This window comes from Pseudomonas sp. RA_5y_Pfl1_P24 (assembly GCF_963970945.1).
Taxonomy (GTDB): Bacteria; Pseudomonadota; Gammaproteobacteria; order Pseudomonadales; family Pseudomonadaceae; genus Aquipseudomonas; species Aquipseudomonas tritici.
The window spans coordinates 124197-150512 of record NZ_CAXAOJ010000013.1 but is presented as its reverse complement, the minus strand read 5'-3'; the positions used below and the strand labels follow the sequence as shown (position 1 = coordinate 150512).

Annotated in this window: 22 protein-coding genes; 11 read left to right on the top strand and 11 right to left on the bottom strand. The window is 60.4% G+C overall.

Annotated elements, in window-relative coordinates:
* The first annotated feature begins 293 nt into the window (after positions 1 to 293).
* Entirely contained in the window at positions 294 to 2228 is a 1935-nt protein-coding gene (locus AACY30_RS21655) for a BCCT family transporter (RefSeq protein WP_339541128.1), read from the top strand.
* Between the two features lie 73 nt (positions 2229 to 2301).
* On the opposite strand, the gene choV is transcribed toward AACY30_RS21655, so the two are convergent.
* The 3 genes from choV to AACY30_RS21640 all read right to left on the bottom strand — a co-directional run bounded on the left by choV (position 2302) and on the right by AACY30_RS21640 (position 5340).
* Positions 2302 to 3480, bottom strand: a complete 1179-nt coding sequence (gene choV, locus AACY30_RS21650) for a choline ABC transporter ATP-binding protein (protein WP_339541116.1) — start codon at positions 3478 to 3480, stop codon at positions 2302 to 2304.
* Positions 3477 to 4322 (bottom strand): choline ABC transporter permease subunit, encoded by an 846-nt coding sequence (gene choW, locus AACY30_RS21645; protein WP_339469733.1) that lies wholly within the window; start codon positions 4320 to 4322, stop codon positions 3477 to 3479. The genes choV and choW overlap by 4 nt, the downstream gene beginning before the upstream one ends.
* Before the next feature lie 70 nt (positions 4323 to 4392).
* Entirely contained in the window at positions 4393 to 5340 is a 948-nt protein-coding gene (locus AACY30_RS21640) for a choline ABC transporter substrate-binding protein (protein WP_339469734.1), read from the bottom strand.
* 415 nt (positions 5341 to 5755) lie between these two features.
* Between AACY30_RS21640 and AACY30_RS21635 the strand changes: the two genes are divergently transcribed.
* Both AACY30_RS21635 and AACY30_RS21630 read left to right on the top strand, forming a co-directional pair.
* Positions 5756 to 7132: an L-serine ammonia-lyase gene (locus AACY30_RS21635; RefSeq protein ID WP_339436132.1), complete on the top strand. Its 1377-nt coding sequence runs from the start codon at positions 5756 to 5758 to the stop codon at positions 7130 to 7132.
* Positions 7133 to 7636: 504 nt separating this feature from the next.
* Positions 7637 to 8740: a GlxA family transcriptional regulator gene (locus AACY30_RS21630; RefSeq protein ID WP_339469735.1), complete on the top strand. Its 1104-nt coding sequence runs from the start codon at positions 7637 to 7639 to the stop codon at positions 8738 to 8740.
* A 95-nt stretch (positions 8741 to 8835) separates the two neighbouring features.
* Here AACY30_RS21630 and AACY30_RS21625 read toward each other — a convergent pair whose 3' ends face one another.
* From AACY30_RS21625 to AACY30_RS21605, 5 genes are all read right to left on the bottom strand, one after another.
* Complete coding sequence (locus AACY30_RS21625) at positions 8836 to 9099, bottom strand: hypothetical protein (protein ID WP_065871872.1); 264 nt, start codon at positions 9097 to 9099, stop codon at positions 8836 to 8838.
* 256 nt (positions 9100 to 9355) lie between these two features.
* The gene (locus AACY30_RS21620) at positions 9356 to 9832 is read right to left on the bottom strand and encodes a thioesterase family protein (RefSeq protein ID WP_339541115.1); all 477 of its coding nucleotides are present in this window, start codon (positions 9830 to 9832) and stop codon (positions 9356 to 9358) included.
* A 39-nt stretch (positions 9833 to 9871) separates the two neighbouring features.
* The gene (locus AACY30_RS21615) at positions 9872 to 10837 is read right to left on the bottom strand and encodes an L-carnitine dehydrogenase (protein WP_339469737.1); all 966 of its coding nucleotides are present in this window, start codon (positions 10835 to 10837) and stop codon (positions 9872 to 9874) included.
* A gap of 142 nt (positions 10838 to 10979) precedes the next feature.
* Positions 10980 to 11867, bottom strand: a complete 888-nt coding sequence (locus tag AACY30_RS21610) for a 3-keto-5-aminohexanoate cleavage protein (protein ID WP_339541114.1) — start codon at positions 11865 to 11867, stop codon at positions 10980 to 10982.
* Between the two features lie 73 nt (positions 11868 to 11940).
* Positions 11941 to 12885, bottom strand: a complete 945-nt coding sequence (locus tag AACY30_RS21605) for a choline ABC transporter substrate-binding protein (RefSeq protein ID WP_339541113.1) — start codon at positions 12883 to 12885, stop codon at positions 11941 to 11943.
* Between the two features lie 208 nt (positions 12886 to 13093).
* On the opposite strand from AACY30_RS21605, the gene AACY30_RS21600 reads away from it, so the two are divergent.
* Together AACY30_RS21600 and AACY30_RS21595 are read left to right on the top strand one after the other, a co-directional pair.
* Complete coding sequence (locus tag AACY30_RS21600; protein ID WP_339415334.1) at positions 13094 to 14038, top strand: GlxA family transcriptional regulator; 945 nt, start codon at positions 13094 to 13096, stop codon at positions 14036 to 14038.
* Between the two features lie 68 nt (positions 14039 to 14106).
* Positions 14107 to 15285 (top strand): hypothetical protein, encoded by a 1179-nt coding sequence (locus tag AACY30_RS21595; RefSeq protein ID WP_339541112.1) that lies wholly within the window; start codon positions 14107 to 14109, stop codon positions 15283 to 15285.
* A 62-nt stretch (positions 15286 to 15347) separates the two neighbouring features.
* Here the strand turns inward: AACY30_RS21595 and AACY30_RS21590 are convergent, their stop codons facing one another.
* Both AACY30_RS21590 and AACY30_RS21585 read right to left on the bottom strand, forming a co-directional pair.
* Positions 15348 to 15764, bottom strand: coding sequence for a DUF3010 family protein (locus AACY30_RS21590; protein WP_339415336.1), 417 nt, complete (start codon positions 15762 to 15764; stop codon positions 15348 to 15350).
* A 41-nt stretch (positions 15765 to 15805) separates the two neighbouring features.
* The gene (locus AACY30_RS21585) at positions 15806 to 16207 is read right to left on the bottom strand and encodes a lysozyme inhibitor LprI family protein (protein ID WP_339469740.1); all 402 of its coding nucleotides are present in this window, start codon (positions 16205 to 16207) and stop codon (positions 15806 to 15808) included.
* A gap of 219 nt (positions 16208 to 16426) precedes the next feature.
* On the opposite strand from AACY30_RS21585, the gene AACY30_RS21580 reads away from it, so the two are divergent.
* From AACY30_RS21580 to etfB, 6 genes are all read left to right on the top strand, one after another.
* Entirely contained in the window at positions 16427 to 17404 is a 978-nt protein-coding gene (locus AACY30_RS21580; RefSeq protein ID WP_015886257.1) for a dipeptidase, read from the top strand.
* Between the two features lie 55 nt (positions 17405 to 17459).
* Entirely contained in the window at positions 17460 to 17990 is a 531-nt protein-coding gene (locus tag AACY30_RS21575; RefSeq protein ID WP_128874052.1) for a DUF5943 domain-containing protein, read from the top strand.
* A 15-nt stretch (positions 17991 to 18005) separates the two neighbouring features.
* Complete coding sequence (gene dgcA, locus AACY30_RS21570) at positions 18006 to 20066, top strand: dimethylglycine demethylation protein DgcA (protein WP_339541111.1); 2061 nt, start codon at positions 18006 to 18008, stop codon at positions 20064 to 20066.
* 103 nt (positions 20067 to 20169) lie between these two features.
* Positions 20170 to 22125, top strand: a complete 1956-nt coding sequence (gene dgcB / locus AACY30_RS21565; RefSeq protein ID WP_339541110.1) for a dimethylglycine demethylation protein DgcB — start codon at positions 20170 to 20172, stop codon at positions 22123 to 22125.
* On the top strand, positions 22125 to 23345 hold the full coding sequence (etfA, locus tag AACY30_RS21560) for an electron transfer flavoprotein subunit alpha (protein WP_339541109.1): 1221 nt from the start codon (positions 22125 to 22127) through the stop codon (positions 23343 to 23345). The genes dgcB and etfA overlap by 1 nt, the downstream gene beginning before the upstream one ends.
* A gap of 10 nt (positions 23346 to 23355) precedes the next feature.
* The gene (etfB, locus tag AACY30_RS21555; protein ID WP_339541108.1) at positions 23356 to 24126 is read left to right on the top strand and encodes an electron transfer flavoprotein subunit beta; all 771 of its coding nucleotides are present in this window, start codon (positions 23356 to 23358) and stop codon (positions 24124 to 24126) included.
* Between the two features lie 824 nt (positions 24127 to 24950).
* On the opposite strand, the gene gbcA is transcribed toward etfB, so the two are convergent.
* Positions 24951 to 26246, bottom strand: a complete 1296-nt coding sequence (gene gbcA, locus AACY30_RS21550) for a glycine-betaine demethylase subunit GbcA (protein ID WP_339541107.1) — start codon at positions 26244 to 26246, stop codon at positions 24951 to 24953.
* Positions 26247 to 26316: the final 70 nt, after the last annotated feature.

The window sequence follows — 26316 nt, the reverse complement described above, 5'->3', positions numbered from 1 at the left end:
ATAAGCTCTGCGACAAATGGTCGCTGCCTATAGGCATTTCCTACAAATGGGCGGCGACATCTGACACCTGCGAAAACCCCTGAAACGGGCCATATATGGGCCTGGCACCGCCTCGCGGGGCACAAGGATTTTCGGGGTGTCTTTATAACACCCGTCCGTCGACTGCCGAAAAATCGATGTTCCGGGATAACCGTTGCCTTGTGTTTCTCTCTCGCACTGCCCGGAGCATCTGCGCCATGAGTTCTGCCTCTCTTATAAAGACCCCGCCGGAAAAGGTCAGGGTCAACGGTTGGGTGTTCTACACCTCGACCGCGCTGATTCTGTTGTTGACTGCCATCCTGATCATCGCCCCGCAAGAGGCCGGGCGCATGCTCGGCATCGCCCAAGCCTGGCTGTCGAAAAGCTTCGGCTGGTATTACATGGTGGTCATCGCCGCCTACCTGGTGTTTGTGGTCGGCCTGGCGTTTTCGTCCTTTGGCAAGTTGAAACTGGGCAGCAAGGACGACACCCCGGACTTCAGCTACGGCGCCTGGGCCGGCATGTTGTTCTCGTCGGGTATCGGCATCTCGCTGCTGTATTTCGGCGCTTCGGAGCCGCTCGACCACTACTTCAACCCGCCTGAAGGCGCAGCAGCGAGCAATGGCGCCGCTCGCCAGGCGTTGCAATTGACCTTCTTGCATTGGGGCCTGCATGGCTGGGCAATCTATGCCCTGGTCGGCCTGGCCGTGGCGTACTTTGCCTACCGTCACAACCAGCCGCTGGCCTTGCGCTCGGCGCTGTACCCGCTGGTGGGCGAGCGTTGGGTGAAAGGCGCGGCCGGCCACGCGGTGGACGGTTTCGGTATGTTCGTGACCCTGCTCGGCCTGGTGACCAACCTGGGGATCGGCGCGATGCAGGTGTCGTCCGGTTTGGAAAACCTGTTCGGCATGCAGCACAGCAACACCAACTTGCTGATCGTGATCGTCGTGATGAGTACCGTGGCAACCATTGCTGCTGTGTCGGGTGTGGAGAACGGCATTCGCCGCCTGTCCAACCTCAACATCGTGCTGTTCAGCGGGTTGCTGATCTTCGTGCTGCTGTTCGGTCCGACCCTGCATTTGCTCAACGGCCTGGTGCAGAACACCGGTGATTATCTCAACGGCATCATCCTGAAAACCTTCGACCTCTACGTGTACGAAGGCGACGCCGACAAGAGCGAGCGCTGGATGGGCCTGTGGACCCTGTTCTACTGGGCCTGGTGGATTTCCTGGGCGCCATTCGTGGGCATGTTCATCGCGCGTATTTCCCGTGGTCGCACGGTGCGTGAACTGGTCGCCGGCGTGTTGCTGATCCCGCTGGGCTTCACCCTGGCGTGGCTGTCGATCTTCGGCAACTCGGCGCTGGACCTGGTGCTGAACCACGGTGCGGTGGAACTGGGCAAGACGGCGCTGGAACAGCCGTCGATGGCTATCTACCAACTGCTTGAGCATTACCCTGCGTCGAAAATCGTCATCGGAGTGTCGATCTTTGTGGGCTTTGTGCTGTTCCTGACCCCGGCGGATTCTGGCGCGGTGATGATGGCCAACCTTTCCTGCAAAGGCGGCAATGTGGACGAAGACGCGCCGCACTGGTTGCGGATCTTCTGGTCGGCGGTGATCACCCTGGTGACCATCGGCCTGCTGTTTGCCGGCAACTTTGAAGCCATGCAGACCATGGTGGTGCTGGCGGGGCTGCCGTTCTCGGTGGTGCTGATCCTGTTTATGTTCGGTCTGCACAAAGCCATGCGCCAGGACGTGGCGATGGAACAGGAGCAGGCGCAATTGGCCGAGCGTGGCCGCCATGGTTTCAGCGAGCGTTTGACCGCGCTGGACCTGCAACCGAGCCAGGGCACCGTGCAACGTTTTATGGACAAGCGCGTCACGCCTGCGCTGGAAGAAGCGGCGCTTACGTTGCGTAACCAAGGGCTGCAAGTGCAGACCTTGCTTGGCAAGTCCAAACGCTGCATTGGTGTGCGTGTAGAGATGGAAGAAGACAACCCGTTTGTCTATGAGGTGAGCCTGGATGCTTACTCGTCGGCACCCAATGACCTGCCCGAGGAAGAGCGTACCCGCTACTACCGCGCCGAGGTTTACCTGTACAACGGGCCTCAGGAATACGACCTGATGGGCTTCGCCCCAGAACAGATTACCCGGGACGTGCTCGATCAGTTTAAAAGCCATCGGCAGCTCCTTGGCCGGGTCTATAGCTGATGATTGAGCAGGCGGCGCCCTCGATGGCGCCGCTTGGTTAATGCCTAAATACCTCCATTTGGTTACGCCGTGGTTAGCCCAGGTTCTTGCCTAGCAAGGCATGGTAAAGCTCGGTGTCTCCGAGTATTCCCACCACTTGGTTGTTGTCATGCAGCACCAGTTTATTGCCGGTGTGATACCGAATGTGCAACGCATCGCGCATGCCGATATTGGAGTCCACCAGTGTCGGCAGCCGGCCCAGACCTTCCAATGTCTGCCCAGGTGCCCAGTTCTGCAGGTTCATCCCCACGCCATTCTGGCGCGCGCCCTTGATGATGTTACCTTCGGCCAGGTCCAGCCACGAGTCGTCGCCTGGGTCGAGACACACCGATCCGTTCACGCGCGTGCAGTTGTCCAGGGTACGCATCAGGCTGCGGCCGCACAGCACGTTGAGCGGGTTGGTATGCGCGACGAAGGTGCGCACGTAGTCATCGGCCGGGTTCAGCACGATCTCTTCCGGCACGCTGTACTGGACGATCTTGCCGTCTTTCATGATCGCGATCCGGCTGCCCAGTTTGAGCGCCTCATCGAGGTCGTGGCTCACGAACACAATGGTCTTGTTCAGTTTGCGTTGCAGCTCCAGCAATTCATCTTGCAGGCCTTGACGGATCAGCGGGTCGAGGGCGGAGAAGGGTTCGTCCATCAACAAAATGTCGGCGTCCATCGCCAGCGCGCGGGCCAGGCCGACGCGCTGCTGCATGCCGCCGGACAGCTCGTCGGGCTTCTTGTTGCGCCATTGGGTCAGGCCCACCAGCTCCAGTTTTTCATCCACCAGCTTGCGCCGGTCTTTTTCCGGGCGGCCCTGCATTTCAAGGCCAAAGCTGATGTTCTCGCGTACGGTCAGCCAGGGCATCAGGGCAAACTTCTGGAACACCATGGCGATGCGTTTGGTGCGCATCATCTTCAGTTCGGCGGGTGTGCAGGATGCGATGTCGATCTGGCGACCCTCATGCTCCACGAACAACTGGCCACGGCTCACGGTATTGAGGCCGTTGATGCAACGCAGCAAGCTCGACTTGCCGGAGCCTGACAGGCCCATCAGCACGCAGATTTCGCCTTTCTCTACATCCAGGCTGGCGTTCTCGACGCCAACAATTTGCCCGGTCTTTTTCAGGATCTCGTTACGGCTCATGCCCTGGTCCAGCAGATTGAGCGCTTCGCGTGGGTCTTTGGAGAAAATCACGTCGACATTGTCGAATCGGATAATGCTCATGCATCACCCCCTACTTTAGCTTCGGGTTGTTTGCAGATACGGTCGAGCATGATCGCCAGCAATACGATTGCCAGGCCGGCTTCAAAGCCCAGGGCAATGTCCGCGGTGTTGAGTGCGTTGACCACCGGTTTGCCGAGGCCGTCGGCGCCCACCAGGGCCGCGATCACCACCATCGACAACGACAGCATGATGCATTGGGTAATGCCGGCGGCAATGCTCGGCATGGCATGGGGCAGTTCAATGCGCGAGAGCAACTGACGGCGCGAGCAGCCAAAGGCCTTGCCGGCGTCCATCAACTCTTGCGGTACGTCTCGGATACCCAGGTAGGTCAGGCGGATCGGCGCGGCAATCGCGAACACCACCGTGGAAATAAGCCCAGGCACAACACCCAGCCCGAAGAGGGTCAGGGTAGGGATGAGGTAGACGAAGGTCGGTACGGTCTGCATCAGATCGAGCACCGGCCGCATCAGGGTGTAGAACAGCGGTTTGTGCGCGGCAACAATGCCCAGCGGCACACCGATGACCACGCAGACCAGGGTGGCGAACAGCACTTGCGCCAGGGTCTCCATGGTTTCCTGCCAGTACCCGAGGTTCAGGATCAGCAGGAAGGAGGCAATGACAAATACCGTCAGGCCCCATTTGCGTTGAATAAAGTGAGCGAGTAGCGCAACCAGACCGATCAATGCCAGCGGATTGAACCAGGTCAGCGCAAACGTCACGCCTTGGATCATCGTTTCCAGGGTCGATGCGATTGCGTCGAAGTAGTTGGCACCGTGTTGGGTCAACCAATCGACGAAGGCAGCGATGTACTGGCCTAATGGGATTTTATGTTCAGTCAGCATGGTAGTGAATGTCCACATGCGAAGAGGGAAAACATCCCGGGGCAGTGCACCGCCCCGGGGTCAGCGGTTGCTATTTGGCGAGGTAGGCTTTCACGGCGGCGAGACCAGGTTTGCCATCAACGGTGGTGACACCGGCGAGCCAGGTGTCGAGTACTTGAGGGTTTTTCTTCAGCCAGGCTTTCGCGGCGGCGTCGGGTTTCATCTTGTCGTCCAGGACATTACCCATCAGGGTGCTTTCCATGTTCAGGGTGAACGACAGGTTTTTCAGCAACTGGCCAACGTTGCTGCATTCCTGCGTGTAACCCTTGCGCACGTTGGTGTAGATGGTGGCCTGGCCGTAGTTGGGGCCGAACGAATCGTCACCGCCAGTCAGGTACTTCATCTTGAAGCGGGTGTTCATCGGGTGCGGTTCCCAGCCAAGGAACACGATGGCCTGGTCCCGCCTGGTGGCGCGTTCCACTTGCGAGAGCATCCCGGCTTCACTGGACTCAACCACTTTGAAACCGGCGGTTTTCAGGCCGAAGGCGTCTTTGTCGATCAGTGTCTTGATGGTGCGGTTACCGTCGTTGCCCGGCTCGATACCGTAGATCTTGCCGCCCAGTTCATCCTTGAATTTGGCGATGTCGGCGAAGTCTTTAAGGCCCTTGTTGTACAGCGCTTCCGGGACCGCGAGGGTGTATTTGGCGTCCTCCAGGTTGGCGCGCACGGTTTCCACGGTGCCGGCATCACGGTACTGCTTGATGTCGTTTTCCATGGTCGGCATCCAGTTGCCGAGGAAGATGTCCATGTTCTTGCCGTCGGCCAGCGACTTGTAAGTCACCGGTACCGAAATCATCGTGGTGCGCGGCGTGTAGCCCAGGCCCTTGAGGATTTCGCTGGTGGTCGCGGTAGTGACGGTAATGTCGGTCCAGCCGACATCGGAGAAGTTAACGGTATGGCACTGTTCCGGTTCTGCAGCGTTCGCCAAGACTGGCAGACTCAGCATGGCGGCCAACAACAACGAGGGTGAACCTTTCATCGGGGTAGACTCCTGTGTCTTTTTTCTGGCGGCATTCGCCGCGCTTTATAAGTGTTGCGGTTGGGGCGTGCGATGAAGCGCAGGCACGGCGCCTTGCAAACGAGTCGGGACTGATCATGTACCAGTGAAAATCTGACGCCTACAGGGGGCGTCGTATCCAGTACAGGGATGGTCGTATCCAGTGTCGGTAACGTCGCTTACAGATTTTTCCAGTGGCAAAACCGCAGTTTTTACCGATCTGCACCGCTAAAAACGGCCAAAACGCCTGATCGCACGAGAGCGGCGTTGGTGAGCATGGTTACGTCGGTGTGAGACGCCGTGAGGGCGGATAAAAGCTTGATGATGCCGCCATCTGGGCGATCTGAGCGTAGCAGCTTGTTCATGCCTAGCCTGCTCACCGAGGAGTTTCACGGCAATGGCTATCAGCGTTTTCGACCTGTTCAAGATCGGCATCGGGCCTTCGAGTTCTCACACCGTCGGCCCCATGCGCGCCGCGGCGTTGTTCGTCCAAGCATTGCGTGAACGTGAACTGTTGGAACAAGTCAGGCGCGTCGAAGTTCAGTTGTATGGCTCATTGTCGGCCACCGGCATCGGCCACGGCAGCGATACCGCGACCATCATGGGCCTGATGGGCGAGTGGCCGGACGCAATTGACCCGTCGCAAATCGGCAGCCGTATTCACACCCTGCGCGAGACCGACACCCTGTTGCTGGACGGGCGTTTGCCGGTGCCGTTTGTGTGGGCGCGGGACATGCGCCTGCTCGACGAAAACCTGCCGTTCCATCCCAACGCCATGACCCTGGTGGTGCACGGCGATAACGGCGAACTGCACCGTGATACCTACTATTCAGTAGGTGGCGGTTTTGTCGTGGATGAAGCCCAGGCGCACAGCGGCGTGGCCGATATGGATCGTACCGAGTTGCCTTACGAGTTTTCCAGCGCGGCGCAGCTGCTGCAGTTGTGCAAGACCCACAACCTGCGCGTCGCCGAGTTGATGCTGGCTAACGAAAAAGTCTGGCGCTCTGAAGAAGAAATCCGCAGCGGCCTGATGAAACTCTGGCGCGCCATGCAGGATTGCGTGGAGCAGGGCCTCAAGCACGAAGGCATCCTGCCTGGCGGCCTGAACGTGCGCCGACGTGCCGCCAAGTTGCATCGCAGCCTGCAAGAGTTGGGTAAGCCGAACGTGATCGGCTCGACCTTGAGCGCCATGGAGTGGGTGAACCTGTTCGCCCTGGCGGTGAACGAGGAGAACGCCGCTGGTGGGCGCATGGTCACCGCACCCACCAACGGCGCGGCGGGGATCATCCCGGCGGTGCTGCACTACTTTATGAAGTTCAGCGAGGCAGTCACCGAGGCCAACGTGGTCGACTACCTGCTCGGTGCGGCGGCGGTGGGGATCCTGTGCAAGAAGAACGCCTCGATTTCCGGTGCCGAAGTGGGCTGCCAGGGCGAAGTAGGCTCGGCCTGCGCGATGGCCGCCGCCGGGTTGGCCGAGATCCTCGGCGCCACGCCGGAGCAGCTGTGCAACGCGGCCGAAATCGGCCTGGAACATAACCTCGGCCTCACCTGCGACCCGGTGGGCGGGCTGGTACAAGTGCCGTGCATCGAGCGCAATGCGATTGCCGCGGTGAAGGCGATCAACGCCGCGCAGATGGCTTTGCGCGGTGATGGGCAGCACTTTATCTCGCTGGACCGGGTGATCCGCACCATGCGCGATACCGGGGCGGATATGCATGACAAGTACAAAGAGACGTCGCGGGGTGGGTTGGCGGTGAGTGCTGTGGAATGTTGAGTCAGTGACACTGCTATCGCAGGCAAGCCAGCTCCCACCTTTGGAATGCGTTCCCTTGTGGGAGCCGGGCTTGCCCGCGATAGCGGTAGTTCAAGCAACACTGCGCATAAAGTGAACACCCCGAACCAAAAGCGCCACCTTTTAGCGCGTCGCAAATAGATAAGTAGCTTCCGAACGATTTCCCGCATGACCACCCGTCACCCGCGCTTGCGGTGACAGACTTGTCCCACATCCCTCAAAGCGCCTTCCCACAAGTGCTACCGTTCTGCTCACACTCTTTGAGCAGGCTCGTTCCTACGCGCAATTCTGGCGATATCCCTACGTACGGCGCGGGCTTATTTAGACGCGTCATGAGGTCGTTTTTAGGATTTATTGAATAGCCATTCAAATTCAGGCACGGCAATTGCTCTATCAATTCAAAGCCTCTCTTCTTTATGGATGAAGAGCGCAATAACAAGAGCCTCGCCTGAGGCCATCACCCGCTTTGTGTGAGGAGATACCGCGATGACGTCGTTCAACTCAGGGGCCCAACCCCAGAACCGTGCGCCTCAATCCATCGGCTTTTTGCTGCTGGACAATTTCACGCTGATTTCCCTGGCGTCCGCAGTCGAACCCCTGCGCATGGCCAACCAGCTCTCCGGCCGCGAGCTGTATCGCTGGACGACCCTGAGTGTCGACGGAAACCAGGTGTGGGCCAGCGACGGTCTGCAAATCACGCCCGATGCCTCCATGCATAAAGCCCCGGCCCTGGACACGGTGATCGTGTGCGGCGGCGTGGGTATCCAGCGCACCGTTACCCGTGAACATGTGTCGTGGCTGCAAAGCCAGGCGCGCCAGTCCCGTCGCCTGGGCGCGGTGTGCACTGGCAGTTGGGCCCTGGCCTGCGCCGGTTTGCTCGACGGCTTTGATTGCAGCGTGCACTGGGAATGCCTGGCCTCGATGCAGGAAGCCTTCCCACGCGTGGTCATGAGCACACGCCTGTTCACCCTCGACCGCAACCGTTTCACCAGCTCCGGCGGCACCGCCCCGCTGGACATGATGCTGCACCTGATCAGCCGCGACCACGGCCGTGAACTGTCGGCCGCGATCTCTGAGATGTTTGTGTACGAACGTATCCGCAATGAACAGGATCACCAGCGTGTGCCACTCAAGCACATGCTCGGCACCAACCAGCCGAAGCTGCAGGAAATTGTCGCGCTGATGGAAGCCAACCTGGAAGAGCCGATCGACCTGGATGAACTGGCGGTATACGTCGCCGTGTCCCGTCGCCAGCTGGAGCGGTTGTTCCAGAAGTACCTGCACTGTTCACCGTCGCGCTACTACCTCAAGCTGCGCCTGATCCGCGCACGGCAGTTGCTCAAGCAAACGCCGATGTCGATCATCGAAGTGGCGTCGGTGTGCGGGTTTGTGTCGACGCCGCACTTTTCCAAGTGCTACCGCGAATACTTCGGCATTCCGCCACGGGATGAGCGCGTTGGTTCCAACACCGCCCAACAGGTGGCGATGATGCCGATTCCGCAGGCGCTGGTGTTGTCGCCGTTGTCGGGGCCGATGTCGGCATTGAGCCAGGCGCGTAACGAGTCGACTTTCGCCAGCGTAACGCTCTAGAACGAGTTGCCTCTATCGCAGGCAAGCCCGCTCCCACATTTTGATTTGTGAACAAGGTCAAATGTGGGAGCGGGCTTGCTCGCAAATGCGGGCTATCAGGTGCCTGAGTTCTGCTTGAACTGAACCAAAGCCGGCAACAACTGCTTGTCGATCGCCTGCCTCACCGCCGGCAAGATCGTCGCGCTACCGGTGTACATCTGCTCAACCATGCCCTTGAGTGCCTTGGCCCGCGCCGGGCTCAATCCACGCACCGCGCACTCGCAGGCCTGCTCGGCGGTGGCGCCGCTGGACACTTCAAAGCCCAATGAGCGCAGTTGGCCCAGCAGGTCATCCTGGTCAATCAAGTCCGCGTGCATCATGACGTTTATCCTGGTGTAGGGAGCGGGATCTGACGTGGATTCTGGTAGGCCATCAGCCGGTCGGCAAGGGCAGAATCAACGAATGCCTCAGATGGCTATGAACAGGTCGTTTTCGAGCCGTTTACCGACAGCAGTAATGGGTACATTGACTGCCAGGCAAGCGACTTGAAGGTTTGGTCACCCTCGGGATGTAAGGCCTACACAAAGCACTCTGCCCCGATCTTGTCACGGCTTGATCGGGGCTTTTTTTGGCTGTTCATTTTGGCGTGGGTAACCCTATGAGGCGGCCGAGGAGGGCGGGGCGGGCCAGGTCGGTCTGCTCGGCGTGGATGGCCGCAAGTTTCCCCAGCGTGGCCTCGGTGAATGGCGCCGAATGCGGGCCGGCGAGGTCCACGTGCAGCAGCATTTGCTCGTTGCCCGCCAGTTCCTTCGCATCACCCACCAAGTGCAGGCTGTGATAAAGATGCAGGCGCTTGGCGTCATGGGCGATCAGTTGGGTATGCACCTCGACCTCGGCCCCCAGTTTCACCTCGTGCAGGTAGTTCAGGTGCAACTCCAGGGTGAACAGTGAGTGACCGCTGGCTTCGCGGCTTTCACGGGTAAGACCCAGGGTGTCCATCAGCGCGTCGGTGGCGTAGCTGAAGATCAGCAGGTAGAACGCGTCGCGCAGGTGGCCGTTGTAATCCACCCAGTCGGGAAGGATGTTTGTGGTGTAGGTCGTCAGCGCAGGCATCACATAAATTCCGAATTTGTACGCAGTCAAAATTGTGGTTTATTCAGTGAAGCTCATACCGTGCTTGGCCTTGGTGGTTTTCACGGCTTCCAGCACCGCCAGCAGGCAATCATCACGATAGCGCTCCAGCGCAGAAATGCTGTGTTTTCCCAGCTGATCGCTGGTGCCGTCGACCACATCGTCAATCAGCTTGTCGGTCAGTTCCGGCGCCGGCAGGTAAGTCCACGGCAGTTGCAACGCCGGGCCGAACTGCGCCATGAAGTGCCGCATGCCGGCATCGCCACCCGCCAGGGTGTAGGTCAGGAAGGTACCCATGAACGACCATCGTAGCCCCGCGCCAAAGCGGATGGCGTCATCGATTTCGCCCGTGGTGGCCACGCCGTCATTGACCAGGTGCAGCGCCTCACGCCACAGCGCTTCCAGCAGACGATCGGCGATAAACCCAGGCACTTCCTTGCGCACATGCAAGGGCCTCATGCCGAGGGATTCATACACCTTGATTGCCGCCTGAATGGCCTCTGGCGCAGTGTTCTTGCCGCCGACGACTTCCACCAGCGGCAACAGGTAAACCGGGTTGAACGGGTGGCCGACCACGCAACGCTCAGGGTGAGTCGAGCGCTCGTAGAACTCGCTTGGCAACAGGCCGGAGGTGCTTGAGCCAATCAACGCATTCGGCTTGGCTGCCGCGCTGATCTTGCTGTGTAACTCCAGCTTCAGCGCCAGGCGTTCCGGGGCGCTTTCCTGGATGAAGTCGGCGTCTTTCACGCACGCTTCGATAGTGTCGACAAAGCGCAGGCGGTCCTGGGACGCGCCCAGTGCCAGGCCTTGTTTCTCAAGGGCGCCCCAGGCGTTGGCGACCCGCTTGCGCAGGGCGGCTTCGGCACCGGGCGCCGGGTCCCAGGCGATTACATCCAGGCCGTGGGCCAGGGCGCGGGACACCCAGCCGCTGCCGATAACACCGCTGCCGAGGGCGGCGAAGGTTTTGATTTCAGTGATAAAGCGCATGGCAAATTCCTAAAGAGTTCGGTGATCACCTGTGGGATCTGGCTTGCCTGCGATAGCGGTGTGTCAGTTGGTGTATTTGGCGGCTGACGTACCGCAATCGCGGGCAAGCCCGGCTCCCACAGGATTTAGTGGTGTTTGGAAGTCAGCCGCGTTTGGTCAGGCCCATCTTGATTCGGCCTTCCGTCGGGGTCATGACCCGAGCACCCAACCGGCTGAGAATTTCACTCGCGCGCTCCACCAGTTGCCCGTTGGTGGCGAGCACGCCTTTGTCCAGCCACAGGTTGTCCTCCAGGCCTACCCTCACGTTGCCGCCCAGCAGCACCGCTTGCGCGGCCATTGGCATTTGCATGCGACCGATGCCGAAACCGGCCCATACCGCGTCGGCGGGCAGGTTGTCGACCATGGCTTTCATGGTGGTGGTGTCGGCCGGCGCGCCCCAGGGAATGCCCAGGCACAGTTGGAACAGGGGATTATCGAGCAGGCCTTCCTTGATCATCTGCTTGGCAAACCACAGGTGACCGGTGTCGAAAATTTCCAGTTCGGGCTTAACGCCCAACGCTTGGATGCGCTTGGCACCAGCCCTTAGTTGCGCCGGGGTGGACACGTAAATGGTGTCGCCATCGCCGAAGTTCAGGGTGCCGCAGTCCAGGGTGCAGATCTCCGGCAGCAGCTCTTCCACATGGGCCAGGCGGGTCAGCGGGCCGACCAGGTCGGTGTTAGGGCCGAACGCCATCGGGTGCTCGCCGCCACCGATCTCCAGGTCGCCGCCCATGCCGGCGGTGAGGTTGACGATGATGTCGATGTCGGCCTCACGGATGCGTTCCATCACTTCGCGGTACAGGGCCACGTCACGGCTGAACTTGCCGGTCTCGGGGTCGCGCACGTGGCAGTGCACCACGGTGGCGCCGGCCTTGGCGGCTTCCACCGCTGCGGCGGCGATTTGCTTGGGGGTGACCGGCACGTGCGGGCTTCTGCTGGTCGTGTCGCCAGCACCGGTGAGTGCGCAGGTGATGATGACGTCGTGGTTCATGGGGCGGTTCCTTACAGGCGTAGTGATGCCGTTCGCAGCCGCTTGTAGCTGCGAAGCGGTGATTGAAAAGGGGTTACTTGCTGGTCAATTGCAGGTTGGCCGCAGCCGGTCTGCCATCGAAGGTGGTCACACCTTCCAGCCAACGAGCCTGGTCTTGCGGGTGATCCTTGAGCCACTGTTTGGCGGACTCGAGGGCGTCCTTGTGATCCAGCAACGGCTGCATCATCCGGCTCTCGTCGGCGGCGGTGAAGGTCAGGTTGGTCAGCAGTTTGTGCACGTTGGGGCACTGCTCGGCGTAGGTTGGCGCGGTCACGGTCCACACGGTCGCCATGCCTTCGTTCGGGCCCAGGGCGTCGTCGCTGCCGGTGAGGTAAGTCATGGCGACGTTGACGTTCATAGGGTGCGGCGCCCAGCCAAAGAACACCACGGCCTCCTTGCGGCGGACCGCCCGGTCGACGGCGGCGAGCATGCCGGCTTCACTCGATTCCACCAGCTGGAACTTGCCCAGGCCGAACTGGTTCTTGGCGATCATCGCCTTGATCTGCGTGTTGGCGCCCGAGCCGGGCTCGATGCCGTAGATCTTGCCGCCCAGTTCTTTTTCGAATTTGGCGATGTCGGCGAAGGTTTTCAGGCCCTTGTCCGCCAGGTAGGTCGGCACGGCGAGGGTGGCGCGCGCGTCTTCCAGGCTTGGTTTTTCGAGGACCTTGACTTGCTTGGCGTCGATGAATGGGGTGATGGTCTGGGTCATCAGTGGGTTCCAGTAGCCCAGGAACATATCCAGGCGTTGGTCGCGGATGCCGGCGAAGATGATTTGCTGCGAGGCACTGGTCTGTTTGGTCTTGTAGCCGAGGCCGTCGAGCAACACTTGGGTCATGGCGCTGGTGGCGATTACATCGGTCCAGTTCACCACACCCATGCGCACGTTCTGGCAGGACGCCGCATCGGCGGCCATTACGTGGGTGCTCAAGATGGCGCTGGCGCTGAGTGCGAGCACGCAGCGGCTGATCAGTCGGTTCATGGTGGATCCCTCGGCAGGTCGTTATTGTGGGGGCCGGCGTCTTTGTGCGCCGTGAGGCTGATGGTGCGGGTTTTACGTTACGTCGCTTTGGGGGCGACAAAACGCACGGCGGCGACCCGCTCTTGCACTGCAGCGACCTGCCCCCTTGAATCCGTCCGTGAACGGGAGTATCACAGTGCCACGCTGCCCGTCCGACGAGAGCGCCACCATGTCCCAGGATTTCTACTTTCTGCTGATGCCGGGCTTTTCGGCCATTGGCTTTATCTCCGCGCTGGAGCCGCTGCGGGTGGCCAACCGCTTTCGTGGCGAGCTGTACCGCTGGCACGTGTTGAGTGCCGATGGCGGCGCGGTGCTGGCGAGCAATGGCATGTCGGTCAACGCCGACGCCGCGTTGGAACCGCTGAAAAAAGGCGCGACATTGTTGGTGGTGGCGGGCTTTGAACCCTTGCAGTTCGCCACTCCCGCGCTGGAACACTGGCTGCGCCGCCTCGACCATGACGGCGTGACCCTCGGCGCCATCGACACCGGCGCCTGCGTGCTGGCTGAAGCAGGCCTGCTCGATGGCCACCGGCTGACCCTGCACTGGGAAGCCATCGACGCTTTCAAGGAATCCTACCCGCAGCTCACAGTGACCCAGGAACTCTTCGAAATCGACCGCCGTCGCATCACCTGCGCGGGCGGCACCGCTTCCATCGACCTGATGCTCGACCTGATCGCCCAGGCTCATGGCTCGGAGCTGGCGATCCAGGTTTCCGAACAATTCGTGCTCGGCCGTATCCGCCCACGCAAAGACCACCAGCGCATGCAGATCGCCACGCGCTACGGCATCAACAACAAAAAACTGGTGCAAGTGATCGGCGAGATGGAGCAACACACCGAGCCGCCCCTGAGCACATTGGCGCTGGCCGACGCTATCAACGTAACGCGGCGTCAGCTGGAGCGCCTGTTTCGCCTGCATTTGAACGACACCCCGAGCAACTTCTACCTCGGCCTGCGCTTGGAAAAAGCCCGGCAGTTGCTGCGCCAGAGCGATCTGAGTGTGCTGGAAGTGAGCATCGCCTGCGGGTTTGAATCACCGTCGTATTTCACGCGGAGTTATCGGGCACGGTTTGCGAAATGCCCAAGGGAGGATCGGCGACGGGAGGTGGTTTGACGGCTGATTATAGTCAATTATACTGGCGACTATAATTTATAGTCATTTCCATAATTGAGTATAAAAGCATGTCCAAGAACAGCGGCTTTGTGTTCCGCCGCCCCGACCTGGCAAGCAGCATTGCCGATGGCCTTGTGGGGGCCGGTATTCAGGATTTCACCTCCGGCCTGTTTCTCGCGGCGCCGCGTCGCACGGGCAAAAGCACTTTTTTACGTGAGGACCTTGTTCCTGAATGCCAGGCGCGTGGTTGGCTGGCGGTGTATGTCGACCTGTGGGCCGACAAGGAAAAAGACCCCGCCGACCTGATCTCCAGTGCCATCGCCGGTGCCCTGGTGCCCTTTGAAAAGGGCATACGCAAACTGGCCAAAAATATCGGCATCGAAAAGCTCAGCTTCCTGCGCACCTTGTCCTGGGATTTCACCAAGCCGCAATTGCCTGCAGGCGCCACACTGACACAAGCGCTGGAGTTGCTTCACAGCGCTGCCGAGAAAACCGTCGTGCTGGTGATCGACGAAGCCCAGCACGCGCTCACCACCGAAGCAGGTGTTAACGCGATGTTTGCCCTCAAGGCCGCCCGGGACCAGCTCAACCAAGGTCGTGAAGGCGAGGGCGGCGGGTTGCGCCTGGTGTTCACGGGGTCCAATCGCGACAAGCTTGCCCATCTGGTATTAGGTAAAAGCCAGCCGTTCTTCGGGTCCAGCATCACCCCATTTCCACTGCTGGGCAAAGCATTCACACAGGCCTACACCGTGTACCTCAACGGCCTTCTGGCCAAGACCAACCAGTTCAATGCTGCCGACATTGATGAAGCGTTTGAGCTAGTGGGTCGTCGCCCGGAAATGTTGCGCACCATCATTGGTGAAGTGGCATTGGAACTGGGGGAGGCGAGCAATCTCGGCCAACTGCTGCACAGTCGCGCCGAGCTGCTGCGCGCCGGCGTTTGGACCGAATTCGAAAGTGCCTGGAACGCCCTCACCATTCCCCAGCGTGCGGTGCTGGACGTAATGGTGGAGCGCTCACAGAACAACGAACCGTTCGCGCCGTTTACCGACAGCACCCTCACGGCCGTCAGCAAGGCGTTGGAAGGCATGGGCAGCGACGTAGTGCCGGGCACCCAGACCATTCAGGCCTGTATCGATGCCTTGCGCGATAAAGAGCTGGTATGGAAGTCGAGCCGGGGCGGTTATGCGCTGGAAGACAAATCCTTCGGGGATTGGCTGCAGCACCGGCGCCGAGCTCTTAACTGAATCAAACGCTGATCACATGTGGGAGCTGGCAAGCCAGCTCCCACATTGATATAGGGTGTGGCTTATTTCTTGACCAGTGCCGAGCACGCCGCCTTGTACGCCTCATGCTGATACTTGTTCAGCGTCGCCGGCAGGTCAAAGGTGTGCTTCTTGTTCTGCGCATTGAGGGTCTGCGGCGACAACAGCGTCACCTCAACACCCTCCAGCAACTGAAGCACCCCTTCAATCTTGAACGTGGTCGGGCCACCGGCGAATTCGCCTTTCTTGCTGCGCTTCTTGATCGCGATACGTTCGATAGCGTTTGCCTGCACAAACGCCTTCACCTGAGCGGCGAAGGCTTTGACGTTGGCCGCTTCATCGTCGTCTTCCAGGGCGATTTTTTTCGTGGCCAGGGCGACGTGAGTCAGCGCTTGGTTGTCCAGGGAGGCGACGGCGATGATGGCTTCGCTGCCTTTGATTTCGATGCCGCAAGTCTTCATGAATAGCCTTGTTTCAGAAGGAAAGTGACGGGGATTGTCGCTTATTCCTGCCCGATCGATTCCAGAAACTCCGACCGCTCATCACTCATCCGCGCCAGGCAGTCATTCTGTGCAATGGCGTACGCCTTCGTGCCGTTCACCGCCGGGAAGGTGTCCACGGCGCAATCGGCGTCGCGTAACTTTTCCCACTTCTGCTGGGCATCCTTCAGACGAGCGGTAATGTCCGCCAGCTTGGTTTTGTCGCTGCCGTAGGTCGAAGCCATGCGTTCCAACAGGCTCTGATAGTTATCCTTGAGCAACTGATCGGCGGTGGTTTTATTGTAAGTGGCGCATTCCAGGGTTTGCTTGTCGTTTTCGATGCCGTCGCACGGCGTGCTGTCGGTGTATTCGGCCGCGTGAACGCCGGTTGCGATGAGTGCCAAAGCCAGGAAAATCGATTTCATTTCGCCGTCTCATATCAGGTGATACGGGAATTCTGGCTCAAGCGTAAGACAAATAACAGCCGCCAGTCAGACCTCTCTTAACAGCCTTTGTCGCGGATTGACGCTTTCGGCAATTCCCCTGTCGTTTTTGCACCCGGCTCTGTCGGCCCCTGGGCATATGCTGGCCCCAAAGCGCCGGCAGACGATTCGGCGCATGAATCGCCAATAAGGGGACGCCTGATGAGCCCAGCCGAATTGCACGCCGACAGCATCGTTATCGACGGGCTTATTATTGCCAAGTGGAACCGCGACCTGTTCGAGGACATGCGCAAAGGTGGCCTCACCGCTGCCAACTGCACGGTGTCGGTGTGGGAAGGCTTCCAGGCCACCATTAACAACATCGTGGCCAGCCAGACCCTGATCCGTGAGAACAGCGACCTGGTGATCCCGGTGAAAACCACCGCCGATATCCGCAAAGCCAAGGAGCAGGGCAAGACCGGCATCATCTTCGGCTTCCAGAACGCCCATGCCTTCGAAGACCAGCTTGGCTACGTCGAGATCTTCAAGCAGCTCGGCGTTGGGGTGGTGCAGATGTGCTACAACACCCAGAACCTCGTCGGCACCGGCTGCTACGAGCGTGATGGCGGCCTGTCGGGCTTTGGTCGTGAGGTCGTCGGTGAGATGAACCGCGTCGGCATCATGTGCGACCTGTCCCACGTGGGCTCCAAAACCTCCGAAGAAGTTATCCTCGAATCGAAAAAGCCGGTGTGCTACTCCCACTGCCTGCCGTCCGGCCTTAAAGAGCACCCGCGCAACAAGTCCGATGAAGAGCTCAAGTTCATCGCCGACCACGGCGGTTTTGTCGGCGTGACCATGTTCGCGCCGTTCCTGGCCAAGGGCATCGATTCGACCATCGACGACTACGCCGAAGCCATCGAATACACCATGAACATCGTCGGCGAAGACGCTATCGGCATCGGCACCGACTTCACCCAGGGCCATGGCCAGGATTTCTTCGAAATGCTGACCCATGACAAGGGCTACGCCCGCCGCCTGACCAGCTTCGGCAAGATCATCAACCCGCTGGGCATCCGCACCGTGGGCGAGTTCCCCAACCTCACCGAAACCCTGCTCAAGCGCGGTCACCCTGAGCGTGTGGTGCGCAAGATCATGGGTGAGAACTGGGTCAACGTCCTCAAGGACGTCTGGGGCGAATAAGCCACCGCACTGTCGCGGAACATCAACACAACGAATTTTCTGGAGTTAAGTTTCCATGGCCAAGATCGCCCCGCAATTGCCTATCGAAGTCGACAGCGAAACCGGTGTCTGGACCTCCGACGCCCTGCCGATGCTGTACGTGCCACGCCATTTCTTCGTCAACAACCACATGGGTATCGAAGAAGTCCTCGGCGCTGACGCCTACGCCGACATCCTTTACAAAGCCGGCTACAAGTCCGCCTGGCACTGGTGTGAAAAAGAAGCCGAATGTCACGGCCTGGAAGGCGTCGCAGTGTTCGAACACTACATGAAGCGCCTGTCGCAGCGCGGCTGGGGCCTGTTCAAGATCCAGGACATCGACCTCGACAAAGGCACAGCCAGCGTCAAGCTTGAGCACTCGGCGTTTGTCTACGTGTACGGCAAGGTCGGACGCAAGGTCGACTACATGTTCACCGGCTGGTTTGCCGGTGCCATGGACCAGATTCTGCAGGCGCGTGGCAGCCAAATCCGCACCGTCGCCGAACAAGTCTACGGAGGCTCCGAAGAGGGCCACGATGACGGCCTGTTCACCGTCAAGCCGTTGTAAACCGAGGACCGTGCCATGGCTTTCGAAGCAATGTTTGCGCCGATCCAGATCGGCAAACTGACCATCCGCAACCGCGTGCTCAGTACCGCCCACGCCGAGGTGTATGCCACCGACGGCGGGATGACGACTGACCGCTATGTGAAGTATTACGAAGAGAAAGCCAAGGGCGGCATCGGCCTGGCGATCTGCGGTGGCTCCTCAGTGGTGGCCATCGACAGCCCGCAGGAGTGGTGGAGCTCGGTAAACCTGTCCACCGACCGCATCATCCCGCACTTCCAGAACCTGGCTGACGCCATGCACAAGCATGGCGCCAAGATCATGATCCAGATTACCCACATGGGCCGTCGCTCGCGTTGGGACGGCTTCAACTGGCCGACCCTGATGTCGCCGTCCGGCGTGCGGGAGCCGGTGCACCGCGCTACCTGCAAGACCATCGAACCGGAAGAAATCTGGCGCGTGATCGGCAACTACGCCCAGGCCGCGCGTCGTGCCAAGGCCGGTGGCCTAGACGGCGTGGAACTGTCCGCCGTGCACCAGCACATGATCGACCAGTTCTGGAGCCCACGGGTCAACAAACGTACCGACGAATGGGGCGGCACCTTTGAAGGCCGCATGAAGTTCGGCCTGGAAGTCCTGAAAGCCGTGCGTGCCGAGGTCGGTGACGACTTCTGCGTGGGCATGCGCCTGTGCGGTGACGAATTCCACCCGGACGGCTTGTCCCATGAGGACATGAAGCAGATCGCCAAGTATTACGACGACACCGGCATGCTCGATTTCATCGGCGTGGTGGGGTCGGGGTGCGACACCCACAACACCCTGGCCAACGTTATCCCCAACATGAGTTATCCGCCGGAGCCGTTCCTGCACTTGGCAGCCGGGATCAAGGAAGTGGTCAAGGTCCCGGTGCTGCACGCGCAGAACATCAAGGACCCGAACCAGGCCACGCGCATCCTCGAAGGCGGTTATGTGGACATGGTCGGCATGACCCGTGCGCACATCGCCGACCCGCACCTGATCGCCAAGATCAAGATGGGCCAGATCGACCAGATCAAGCAGTGCGTCGGCGCCAACTACTGCATCGACCGCCAGTACCAGGGCCTGGATGTGCTGTGCATCCAGAACGCCGCGACCTCCCGTGAATACATGGGCGTGCCGCACATCATCGAGAAGTCCATCGGGCCCAAGCGCAAAGTCGTGGTCGTGGGTGCCGGCCCTGCGGGGATGGAAGCCGCGCGCGTTGCCGCTGAACGTGGCCACGACGTGACCCTGTTGGAAAAGAAAGAATTTATCGGCGGGCAGATCACCACCGCCTCGAAAGCGCCGCAACGTGACCAGATCGCTGGCATCACCCGCTGGTTCCAGCTGGAATTGGCACGTTTGAAAGTCGATTTGCGCCTGGGCGTGGCCGCTGATGCCGAGACCATCCTCGACCTGCGTCCGGACGTGGTGGTGCTGGCGGTGGGCGGGCATCCGTTTATCGAACAGAACGAACACTGGGGCGCGGCCGAAGGCCTGGTAGTGAGCAGCTGGGACGTGCTCGACGGCAAGGTGGCACCGGGCAAGAACGTGCTGGTGTACGACACCATCTGCGAATTCACCGGCATGTCGGTGGCCGATTTCCTGGCGGACAAAGGCTGCCAGGTCGAGATCGTCACTGACGACATCAAGCCCGGCGTGGCCATCGGCGGTACGTCATTCCCGACCTACTACCGCAGCATGTACCCCAAGGAAGTGATCATGACCGGCGACATGATGCTGGAAAAGGTCTACCGCGAAGGCGACAAGCTGGTAGCGGTGCTAGAGAACGAGTACACCGGCGCCAAAGAGGAGCGGGTGGTGGACCAGGTGGTGGTGGAAAACGGCGTGCGTCCGGATGAAGCCCTTTACTACGGGCTCAAGGAAGGATCGCGTAACAAAGGTCAGATCGATGTTGAAGCCTTGTTCGCGATCCAGCCGCAGCCGTGCCTGAGCGATGCGGGCGAGGGCTACTTGCTGTTCCGCATTGGTGATTGTGTGGCGCAGCGAAATACCCACGCTGCGATCTACGACGCCCTGCGCCTGTGCAAGGATTTTTAAGAACAGTCGCAAGCCATAAGCTTCAAGCAGCAAGAAAGAGCAGTGGTTGACCGGCTTTGACTTGCCGCTTGTAGCTTGAAACTTGCCGCTTGAGGTCACCTCAATGTTGAACACCTTGCTTCCTATTCTCTTGTTTGCCGCCCTGGGCCTTGCCGTCCTCGGCGCCCTGCGCCGGGTGAACATGTGGCGCCGTGGCCGCGCCTCCAAAGTCGACCTGCTCGGTGGCCTGCTGGCCATGCCCAAGCGCTACATGGTCGACCTGCACCACGTGGTTGCCCGCGACAAATACATCGCCAACACCCACGTCGCCACGGCGTTGGGCTTTGTGCTGTCAGCGCTGTTGGCGATTCTGGTGCACGGTTTCGGCCTGCATAACCGCATCCTCGGCTATGCCCTGCTGTTGGCCTCGGTGCTGATGTTTGTCGGCGCCACGTTTGTCTATCTGCGCCGCCGTAACCCGCCATCACGCCTGTCGAAAGGCCCGTGGATGCGCCTGCCGAAAAGCTTGATGGCGTTTTCGGTGAGCTTTTTCCTGGTAACGCTGCCGGTGGCCGGGATCCTGCCGGCCGACTTCGGCGGCTGGCTGTTGGCTGCGCTGCTCAGCGTGGGCGTGCTGTGGGGCGTGTCGGAAATGTTTTTCGGCATGACTTGGGGCGGCCCGATGAAGCACGCCTTCGCCGGTGCCCTGCACCTGGCCTGGCACCGCCGTGCCGAGCGCTTTGGCGGTGGCCGTTCCACCGGGTTGAAGCCGCTGGACCTCGGCGATAAAACCGCGCCTCTGGGCGTGGAAAAACCCAAGGATTTCACCTGGAACCAACTGCTCGGGTTTGACGCCTGCGTGCAGTGCGGCAAGTGCGAAGCCGCGTGCCCGGCCTTCGCCGCCGGCCAGCCGCTGAACCCGAAAAAGCTGATCCAGGACATGGTGGTCGGCCTGGCTGGCGGCACCGATGCCAAGTTCGCCGGCAGTCCCTATCCAGGCAAACCGGTAGGCGAGCACAGCGGCAACCCGCACCAGCCAATCGTCAACGGCCTGGTGGACGCCGAAACCCTGTGGTCCTGCACCACCTGCCGCGCCTGCGTGGAAGAGTGCCCGATGATGATCGAGCACGTGGATGCCATCGTCGACATGCGCCGCTACCTCACCCTGGAAAAAGGCGCGACCCCGAACAAGGGCGCCGAAGTCCTCGAGAACCTGATCGCCACCGACAACCCGGGCGGCTTTGCACCGGGCGGTCGCTTGAACTGGGCGGCGGATCTGAACCTGCCGCTGCTCAGCGAAAAAAGCAGCGCCGACGTACTGTTCTGGGTTGGCGACGGTGCCTTCGACATGCGTAACCAGCGCACCTTGCGAGCGTTCGTCAAAGTACTCAAAGCGGCCAACGTCGACTTTGCCGTGCTTGGCCTGGAAGAACGCGACAGCGGCGACGTGGCGCGGCGCCTGGGTGATGAAGCGACCTTCCAACTGCTGGCCACGCGCAATATCCAGACCCTGGCCAAGTACAGCTTCAAGCGCATCGTTACCTGCGACCCGCACAGTTTCCATGTGCTGAAAAACGAGTACGGCGCCTTTAACGGCAACTACCTCGTGCAACACCACAGTACCTTCATGGCCGAGTTGATCGGCGAGGGCGCGTTGAACCTGGGCCAACACAAAGGCAACAGCGTGACCTACCACGACCCATGCTACCTGGGCCGCTACAACGGCGAGTATGAGGCGCCGCGCCAAGTGCTGCGGGCGTTGGGCATCGAGGTCAAAGAGATGCAACGTTCGGGCTTCCGCTCACGCTGCTGCGGCGGTGGCGGCGGTGCGCCGATCACCGACATACCCGGCAAGCAACGGATTCCGGACATGCGCATGGAAGACATCCGCGAAACCGGCGCCGAACTGGTGGCTGTGGGCTGCCCGCAGTGCACGGCAATGCTCGAAGGTGTGGTCGAGCCGCGCCCATTGATCAAGGACATCGCCGAACTGGTGGCCGACGCTTTATTGGAAGACGCCGCGCCCGCCAGTTCGCCGACCAAACGCCCTGTCCAACAAAAGTCTGCGGAGGTGCATTGATGAGCGACATTATCCGCCGCGACCCACGGGCCGAATGGATCGCCCGCAACCGTCTGCACCCGCTGCATGCGGCGATGCAGCCGGTGCAACACAGCTGGATGGGGCCTAACGGCGTGATCCGCAAAAACGTGCATGGTGTTGGTTTTATTGGCCCTAACGGCGTCAAGCGTATCGACCGCAGCGGCGCCCAGCAGGGTGGTACGGCCAAGCGTTCGGCAGCGGTGGAAGTGCAGTTGCCACTGCACCAGGTGCCGGCGCCGGCGTTTTACATCAACGTGGTGCCGGACATGGTCGGCGGTCGCCTGAGCAGCCACGACCGCGACCTGCTGGGCCTGGCGCGGCAACTCGCTGGCAGCGATGGCGCGGTGTTGGCGGTGGTGTTTGGCGAGCACAAGGAACATGCGTTTGCCACGGCGGGCGTCGACCGTCTGCTGGTGCTGGAAGGCCACGCATTCGACGGTTATTCACCGGAGCAACGGGTGCAAGGTTTGCGCGCTGTGGATAACCAGTTCAACCCGCGCCACTGGTTGCTGCCGGACAGCCGCAGCGGTGGCGGCGAGCTGGGCCGACGCTTTGCCGCCAGCCTCAAGGAACGCCCGGCCACGCGAGTCTGGCAGATCAAGGACGACGTGTGCATCGGCCGCGCCGGAGCTGGCCAGGAAGACTTGGCCCGGCCTTTGGCGCGCCTGATCCTGGCGGCCGTGGAGTGCGCTGAGCCGGTCAGTGAAACCCGGCACGAAGTGTTGCCCGTGCAGTTATCCACAGCCCTGGCGCGCAGCTTGCCGCGCATTGAAGATCTTGGTGCGGTGGCCGTCGACCCGGCGGCAATTCCCATGGCCGAGGCGGAATTCATTTTCTCCGGCGGCAATGGCGTGAAGGACTGGACGCTCTTCCACCAGACCGCCGCCGCACTGGGTGCCACCGAGGGCGCCTCGCGGGTGGCCGTGGACGACGGCTTTATGGCGCGTGATCGCCAGGTCGGCGCCAGCGGCACCTGGGTCACGGCGCGGGTGTATGTGGCCGTAGGTATTTCCGGTGCCATCCAGCACCTGCAGGGCATCGGTGCCTGCGACAAGGTGGTGGCGATCAACCTTGACCCTGGCTGCGACATGATCAAGCGTGCCGACCTCTCGGTCATCGGCGAAAGTAACGCGATACTGCAAGCCTTGATCGATGCGGTCGAGGCCTACCGCACCGGCGCCAAGCGCGATGCGGCTTAAGGATATGGCCATGACCACGAATGTAATCAGTTTGGTTTCTATCGGCGCCCACCCTACCTCCGGGCGCCCGCGCCGTGCGGAGCAGGACGCCCGCGCTGTCGAACTGGGTTTGCAGATGGCTGGGGATAAGTTGCAGGTGCTGCACGCCGGCAACATCGCCGAACCGACCCTGCGCAGTTACCTGGGCATGGGCTTGCCAGCGTTACATGTACTGGAGCAACCGGCTGGCAGCGATGCGTTGCCGGTACTCAGTGAGTACTTGCGCGATGCCGGTGCCCAGGTGGTGCTCACCGGCAGCCAGGCCGAAACCGGTGAAGGCTCGGGCATGTTGCCGTTCTTGCTCGCCGAGCAATTGGGCTGGCCGCTGATTGTCGGGCTGGCGCAGGTTGAATCGATCGAGGCGGGCGTGGCCCATGTGCTGCAAGCCTTGCCACGCGGCCAGCGGCGCCGGTTGAAGGTGCGTTTGCCGTTTCTGGCGACCGTGGATAACGCCGCGCCCAAGCCTCGGCAAAGCGCTTACGGCCCGGCGCAGCGCGGTGAACTGGCGGCTCACGAAGTTGAAGTCGAGCAGGACGAGTTATACACAGCGGCCGTGCTGCAACCGGCCAAGCCTCGACCCAAGCGGCTCAAGGTGATCAAGGCCAAGAGCGGCGCCGATCGTATGAAAGCCGCCACGGCCAAGGCCAGCGGCGGCGGTGGGCAAGTGCTCAAGGGCCTCAGCCCGGAAGCGGGTGCCGAGGCTATTCTCAAGCTGTTGGTTGAGGAGGGCGTCGTACGCTGATTCCCTGTGGGCGCTGGCGTATCTGCACCCGTATGAGCGGACGGTACGACGATTCGACAAGCCCGCTCACTACTCAGAGCTGTGTGGATTCCAATGGCTATAGCAGGGAAGCCAGCTCCCACATTGTTGAAGTCCCTTGGGCTTACCCACAATCCCTGTTGATCCGTCTGTGGATAACCTGTTCGCGGTTGTCCACAGCCCCTGTGAATCAAGCCCTGCAGCCCTCTGTACGAAAAACAACCAAGCTAACTGGCGGTTTTTCCTTGGTTTTTTCCCTGCACTCAGCCATTTAACAGATCAGACTTGCCCCCATACTCTGTTGGCGCTTCTGTGGATAAGGTGTTCGCTCTCGGCCACAGCCCTTATGGTTAAAGGCTTTCATGCGATTGATCAAAATCTGATCGATTTGAGCTTTTACTTGATTAAAATCCCTGAAAACCCCGATTTATGAAGGTTTGAGGCGGTTTTCCACAGCGCTGCCAAAGTTGCCCCCAAAGTCTGTTGGTGCTTCTGTGGATAAGGTGTTCGCGTACCGCTACAGGGCACGTGGTTCGTGGCTTTCATTGTATTGATTAATAAGTGATCAGATATGGGTGAAAACCGCTGGCTTGAATAAGTCACGGATTTTCTTCATTTAATTTTAGGGGGAAGCCGTACTTGCCCACATTTGCTGTGGGTGGCTCTGTGGATAAGTTGTTGGGTAAAGGCTGGAGGGCTGGTAACCAGAGGTGTCAGAGAGACTTGCTCAAATTTTGAACAGTTAAGGAGTTCAACCTGTGAGAGCGTCTCACCGCCGCTCCCACAGTTTGATCTGTGGGTGTCACTTACTCGTGGACGGCGACGCCTTTGAGGTAAGGCGCCGGCGCCGCGCCCAGGTTGCTCAACATGCGCTCGCTGTACCAGTCAACGAAGTTCACCACACCGAACTCGTAGGTTTTGGAGTATGGGCCGGGCTGGTAGGCGGTGGAGTTGATCCCGCGCTGGTTCTCTTCGGCCAGGCGACGGTCCTGGTCGTTGGTGGCGTCCCACACCTGGCGCATGCGGTCCACGTCGTAGTCCACACCTTCCACGGCGTCCTTGTGCACGATCCACTTGGTGGTGACCATGGTTTCCTGGGCGCTGATCGGCCACACGGTGAACACGATGATGTGGTCGCCCATGCAGTGGTTCCACGAATGCGGCAGGTGCAGGATGCGCATCGAGCCCAGGTCCGGGTTCTTGATGCGGCCCATGAGTTTCGCGCAACCCTGTTTGCCATCCAGGGTCATCGATACGGTGCCCTTGAGCAGCGGCATGCGCACGATGCGGTTGCGCAGGCCAAAGCTGGCGTGGGCGTAAGGGATTTTCTCGGCATCCCAGGCGGCAGCGGAGGCGGCCACGTGGTCCTTGAAGGTCTGGTCGGCGCGCGGGTCGGTGACGTCGTCCCATTCCAGCAGGGTTTTCAGCAGTTCCGGGTGCGACGCGTTGCAGTGGTAGCACTCGCGGTTGTTTTCCAGCACCAGTTTCCAGTTGGCTTTTTCGAACAAGGTGGTCTGAATGGCCACCTTGGTGTTTTCCATGTCGTAGGGTTCCATGTAATGGCTTAGCGTTGACAGGAAGTCATCGATGGCCGGCGGGTTCTCGGCCAGGCTGATGAAGATGTAGCCGCCGGCGGTCTTTACGTTCACCGGCTTGAGGCCGTATTGCTTCATGTCGAAGTCGGCGCCCATCTCGGTGCCGGCGAACAGCAGGCGGCCGTCCAGTTCGTAGGTCCACTGGTGGTAATGACAGACGAGTTTGGCAACCTTGCCCTTGTCGCTGGTGCACAAGCGTGAGCCACGGTGGCGACACACGTTGTGGAACGCATGCACCACGCCGTCGGCGCCACGGATCACGATGATCGGGTTCTTGCCCACTTGCAGGGTCAGGTAGTTGCCCTTGGTGGGGATCTCGCAGGTCATGCCGGCAATCAACCACTCTTTCTGGAAGATCTCCTGCATATCGATATCAAACAGCCGTTCATCAGAGTAGAACGGCTGTGGCAGCGAAAAGGTGCGCTCGCGCTCTTGCAGCATCTGCGCGGTGGCCTTGCGTGCGGGTTCCAGCGGATCGCCCAAGCTTAAAGTTGCGGTGACGTCCATCGTGTGTGTCCTCAGGGCCATTCTGTGTGGCCGGCGAATAGTGGCTACGGTTGGTACTTTGCAAGGCCTA

Bases quoted from the DNA above. Each gene is read 5' to 3' on its own strand.
- AACY30_RS21635 (WP_339436132.1), top strand. From the start codon at position 5,756: ATGGCTATCAGCGTTTTCGACCTGTTCAAGATCGGCATCGGGCCTTCG.
- AACY30_RS21575 (WP_128874052.1), top strand. From the start codon at position 17,460: ATGGCCAAGATCGCCCCGCAATTGCCTATCGAAGTCGACAGCGAAACC.
- AACY30_RS21580 (WP_015886257.1), top strand. From the start codon at position 16,427: ATGAGCCCAGCCGAATTGCACGCCGACAGCATCGTTATCGACGGGCTT.
- AACY30_RS21630 (WP_339469735.1), top strand. From the start codon at position 7,637: ATGACGTCGTTCAACTCAGGGGCCCAACCCCAGAACCGTGCGCCTCAA.
- AACY30_RS21615 (WP_339469737.1), bottom strand. From the start codon at position 10,837: ATGCGCTTTATCACTGAAATCAAAACCTTCGCCGCCCTCGGCAGCGGT.
- choV (WP_339541116.1), bottom strand. From the start codon at position 3,480: ATGAGCATTATCCGATTCGACAATGTCGACGTGATTTTCTCCAAAGAC.
- etfA (WP_339541109.1), top strand. From the start codon at position 22,125: ATGAGCGACATTATCCGCCGCGACCCACGGGCCGAATGGATCGCCCGC.
- AACY30_RS21625 (WP_065871872.1), bottom strand. From the start codon at position 9,099: ATGATGCACGCGGACTTGATTGACCAGGATGACCTGCTGGGCCAACTG.
- choW (WP_339469733.1), bottom strand. From the start codon at position 4,322: ATGCTGACTGAACATAAAATCCCATTAGGCCAGTACATCGCTGCCTTC.
- AACY30_RS21640 (WP_339469734.1), bottom strand. From the start codon at position 5,340: ATGAAAGGTTCACCCTCGTTGTTGTTGGCCGCCATGCTGAGTCTGCCA.
- dgcA (WP_339541111.1), top strand. From the start codon at position 18,006: ATGGCTTTCGAAGCAATGTTTGCGCCGATCCAGATCGGCAAACTGACC.
- AACY30_RS21585 (WP_339469740.1), bottom strand. From the start codon at position 16,207: ATGAAATCGATTTTCCTGGCTTTGGCACTCATCGCAACCGGCGTTCAC.
- AACY30_RS21600 (WP_339415334.1), top strand. From the start codon at position 13,094: ATGTCCCAGGATTTCTACTTTCTGCTGATGCCGGGCTTTTCGGCCATT.
- gbcA (WP_339541107.1), bottom strand. From the start codon at position 26,246: ATGGACGTCACCGCAACTTTAAGCTTGGGCGATCCGCTGGAACCCGCA.
- AACY30_RS21610 (WP_339541114.1), bottom strand. From the start codon at position 11,867: ATGAACCACGACGTCATCATCACCTGCGCACTCACCGGTGCTGGCGAC.
- AACY30_RS21605 (WP_339541113.1), bottom strand. From the start codon at position 12,885: ATGAACCGACTGATCAGCCGCTGCGTGCTCGCACTCAGCGCCAGCGCC.
- AACY30_RS21595 (WP_339541112.1), top strand. From the start codon at position 14,107: ATGTCCAAGAACAGCGGCTTTGTGTTCCGCCGCCCCGACCTGGCAAGC.
- AACY30_RS21590 (WP_339415336.1), bottom strand. From the start codon at position 15,764: ATGAAGACTTGCGGCATCGAAATCAAAGGCAGCGAAGCCATCATCGCC.
- etfB (WP_339541108.1), top strand. From the start codon at position 23,356: ATGACCACGAATGTAATCAGTTTGGTTTCTATCGGCGCCCACCCTACC.
- dgcB (WP_339541110.1), top strand. From the start codon at position 20,170: ATGTTGAACACCTTGCTTCCTATTCTCTTGTTTGCCGCCCTGGGCCTT.
- AACY30_RS21620 (WP_339541115.1), bottom strand. From the start codon at position 9,832: ATGCCTGCGCTGACGACCTACACCACAAACATCCTTCCCGACTGGGTG.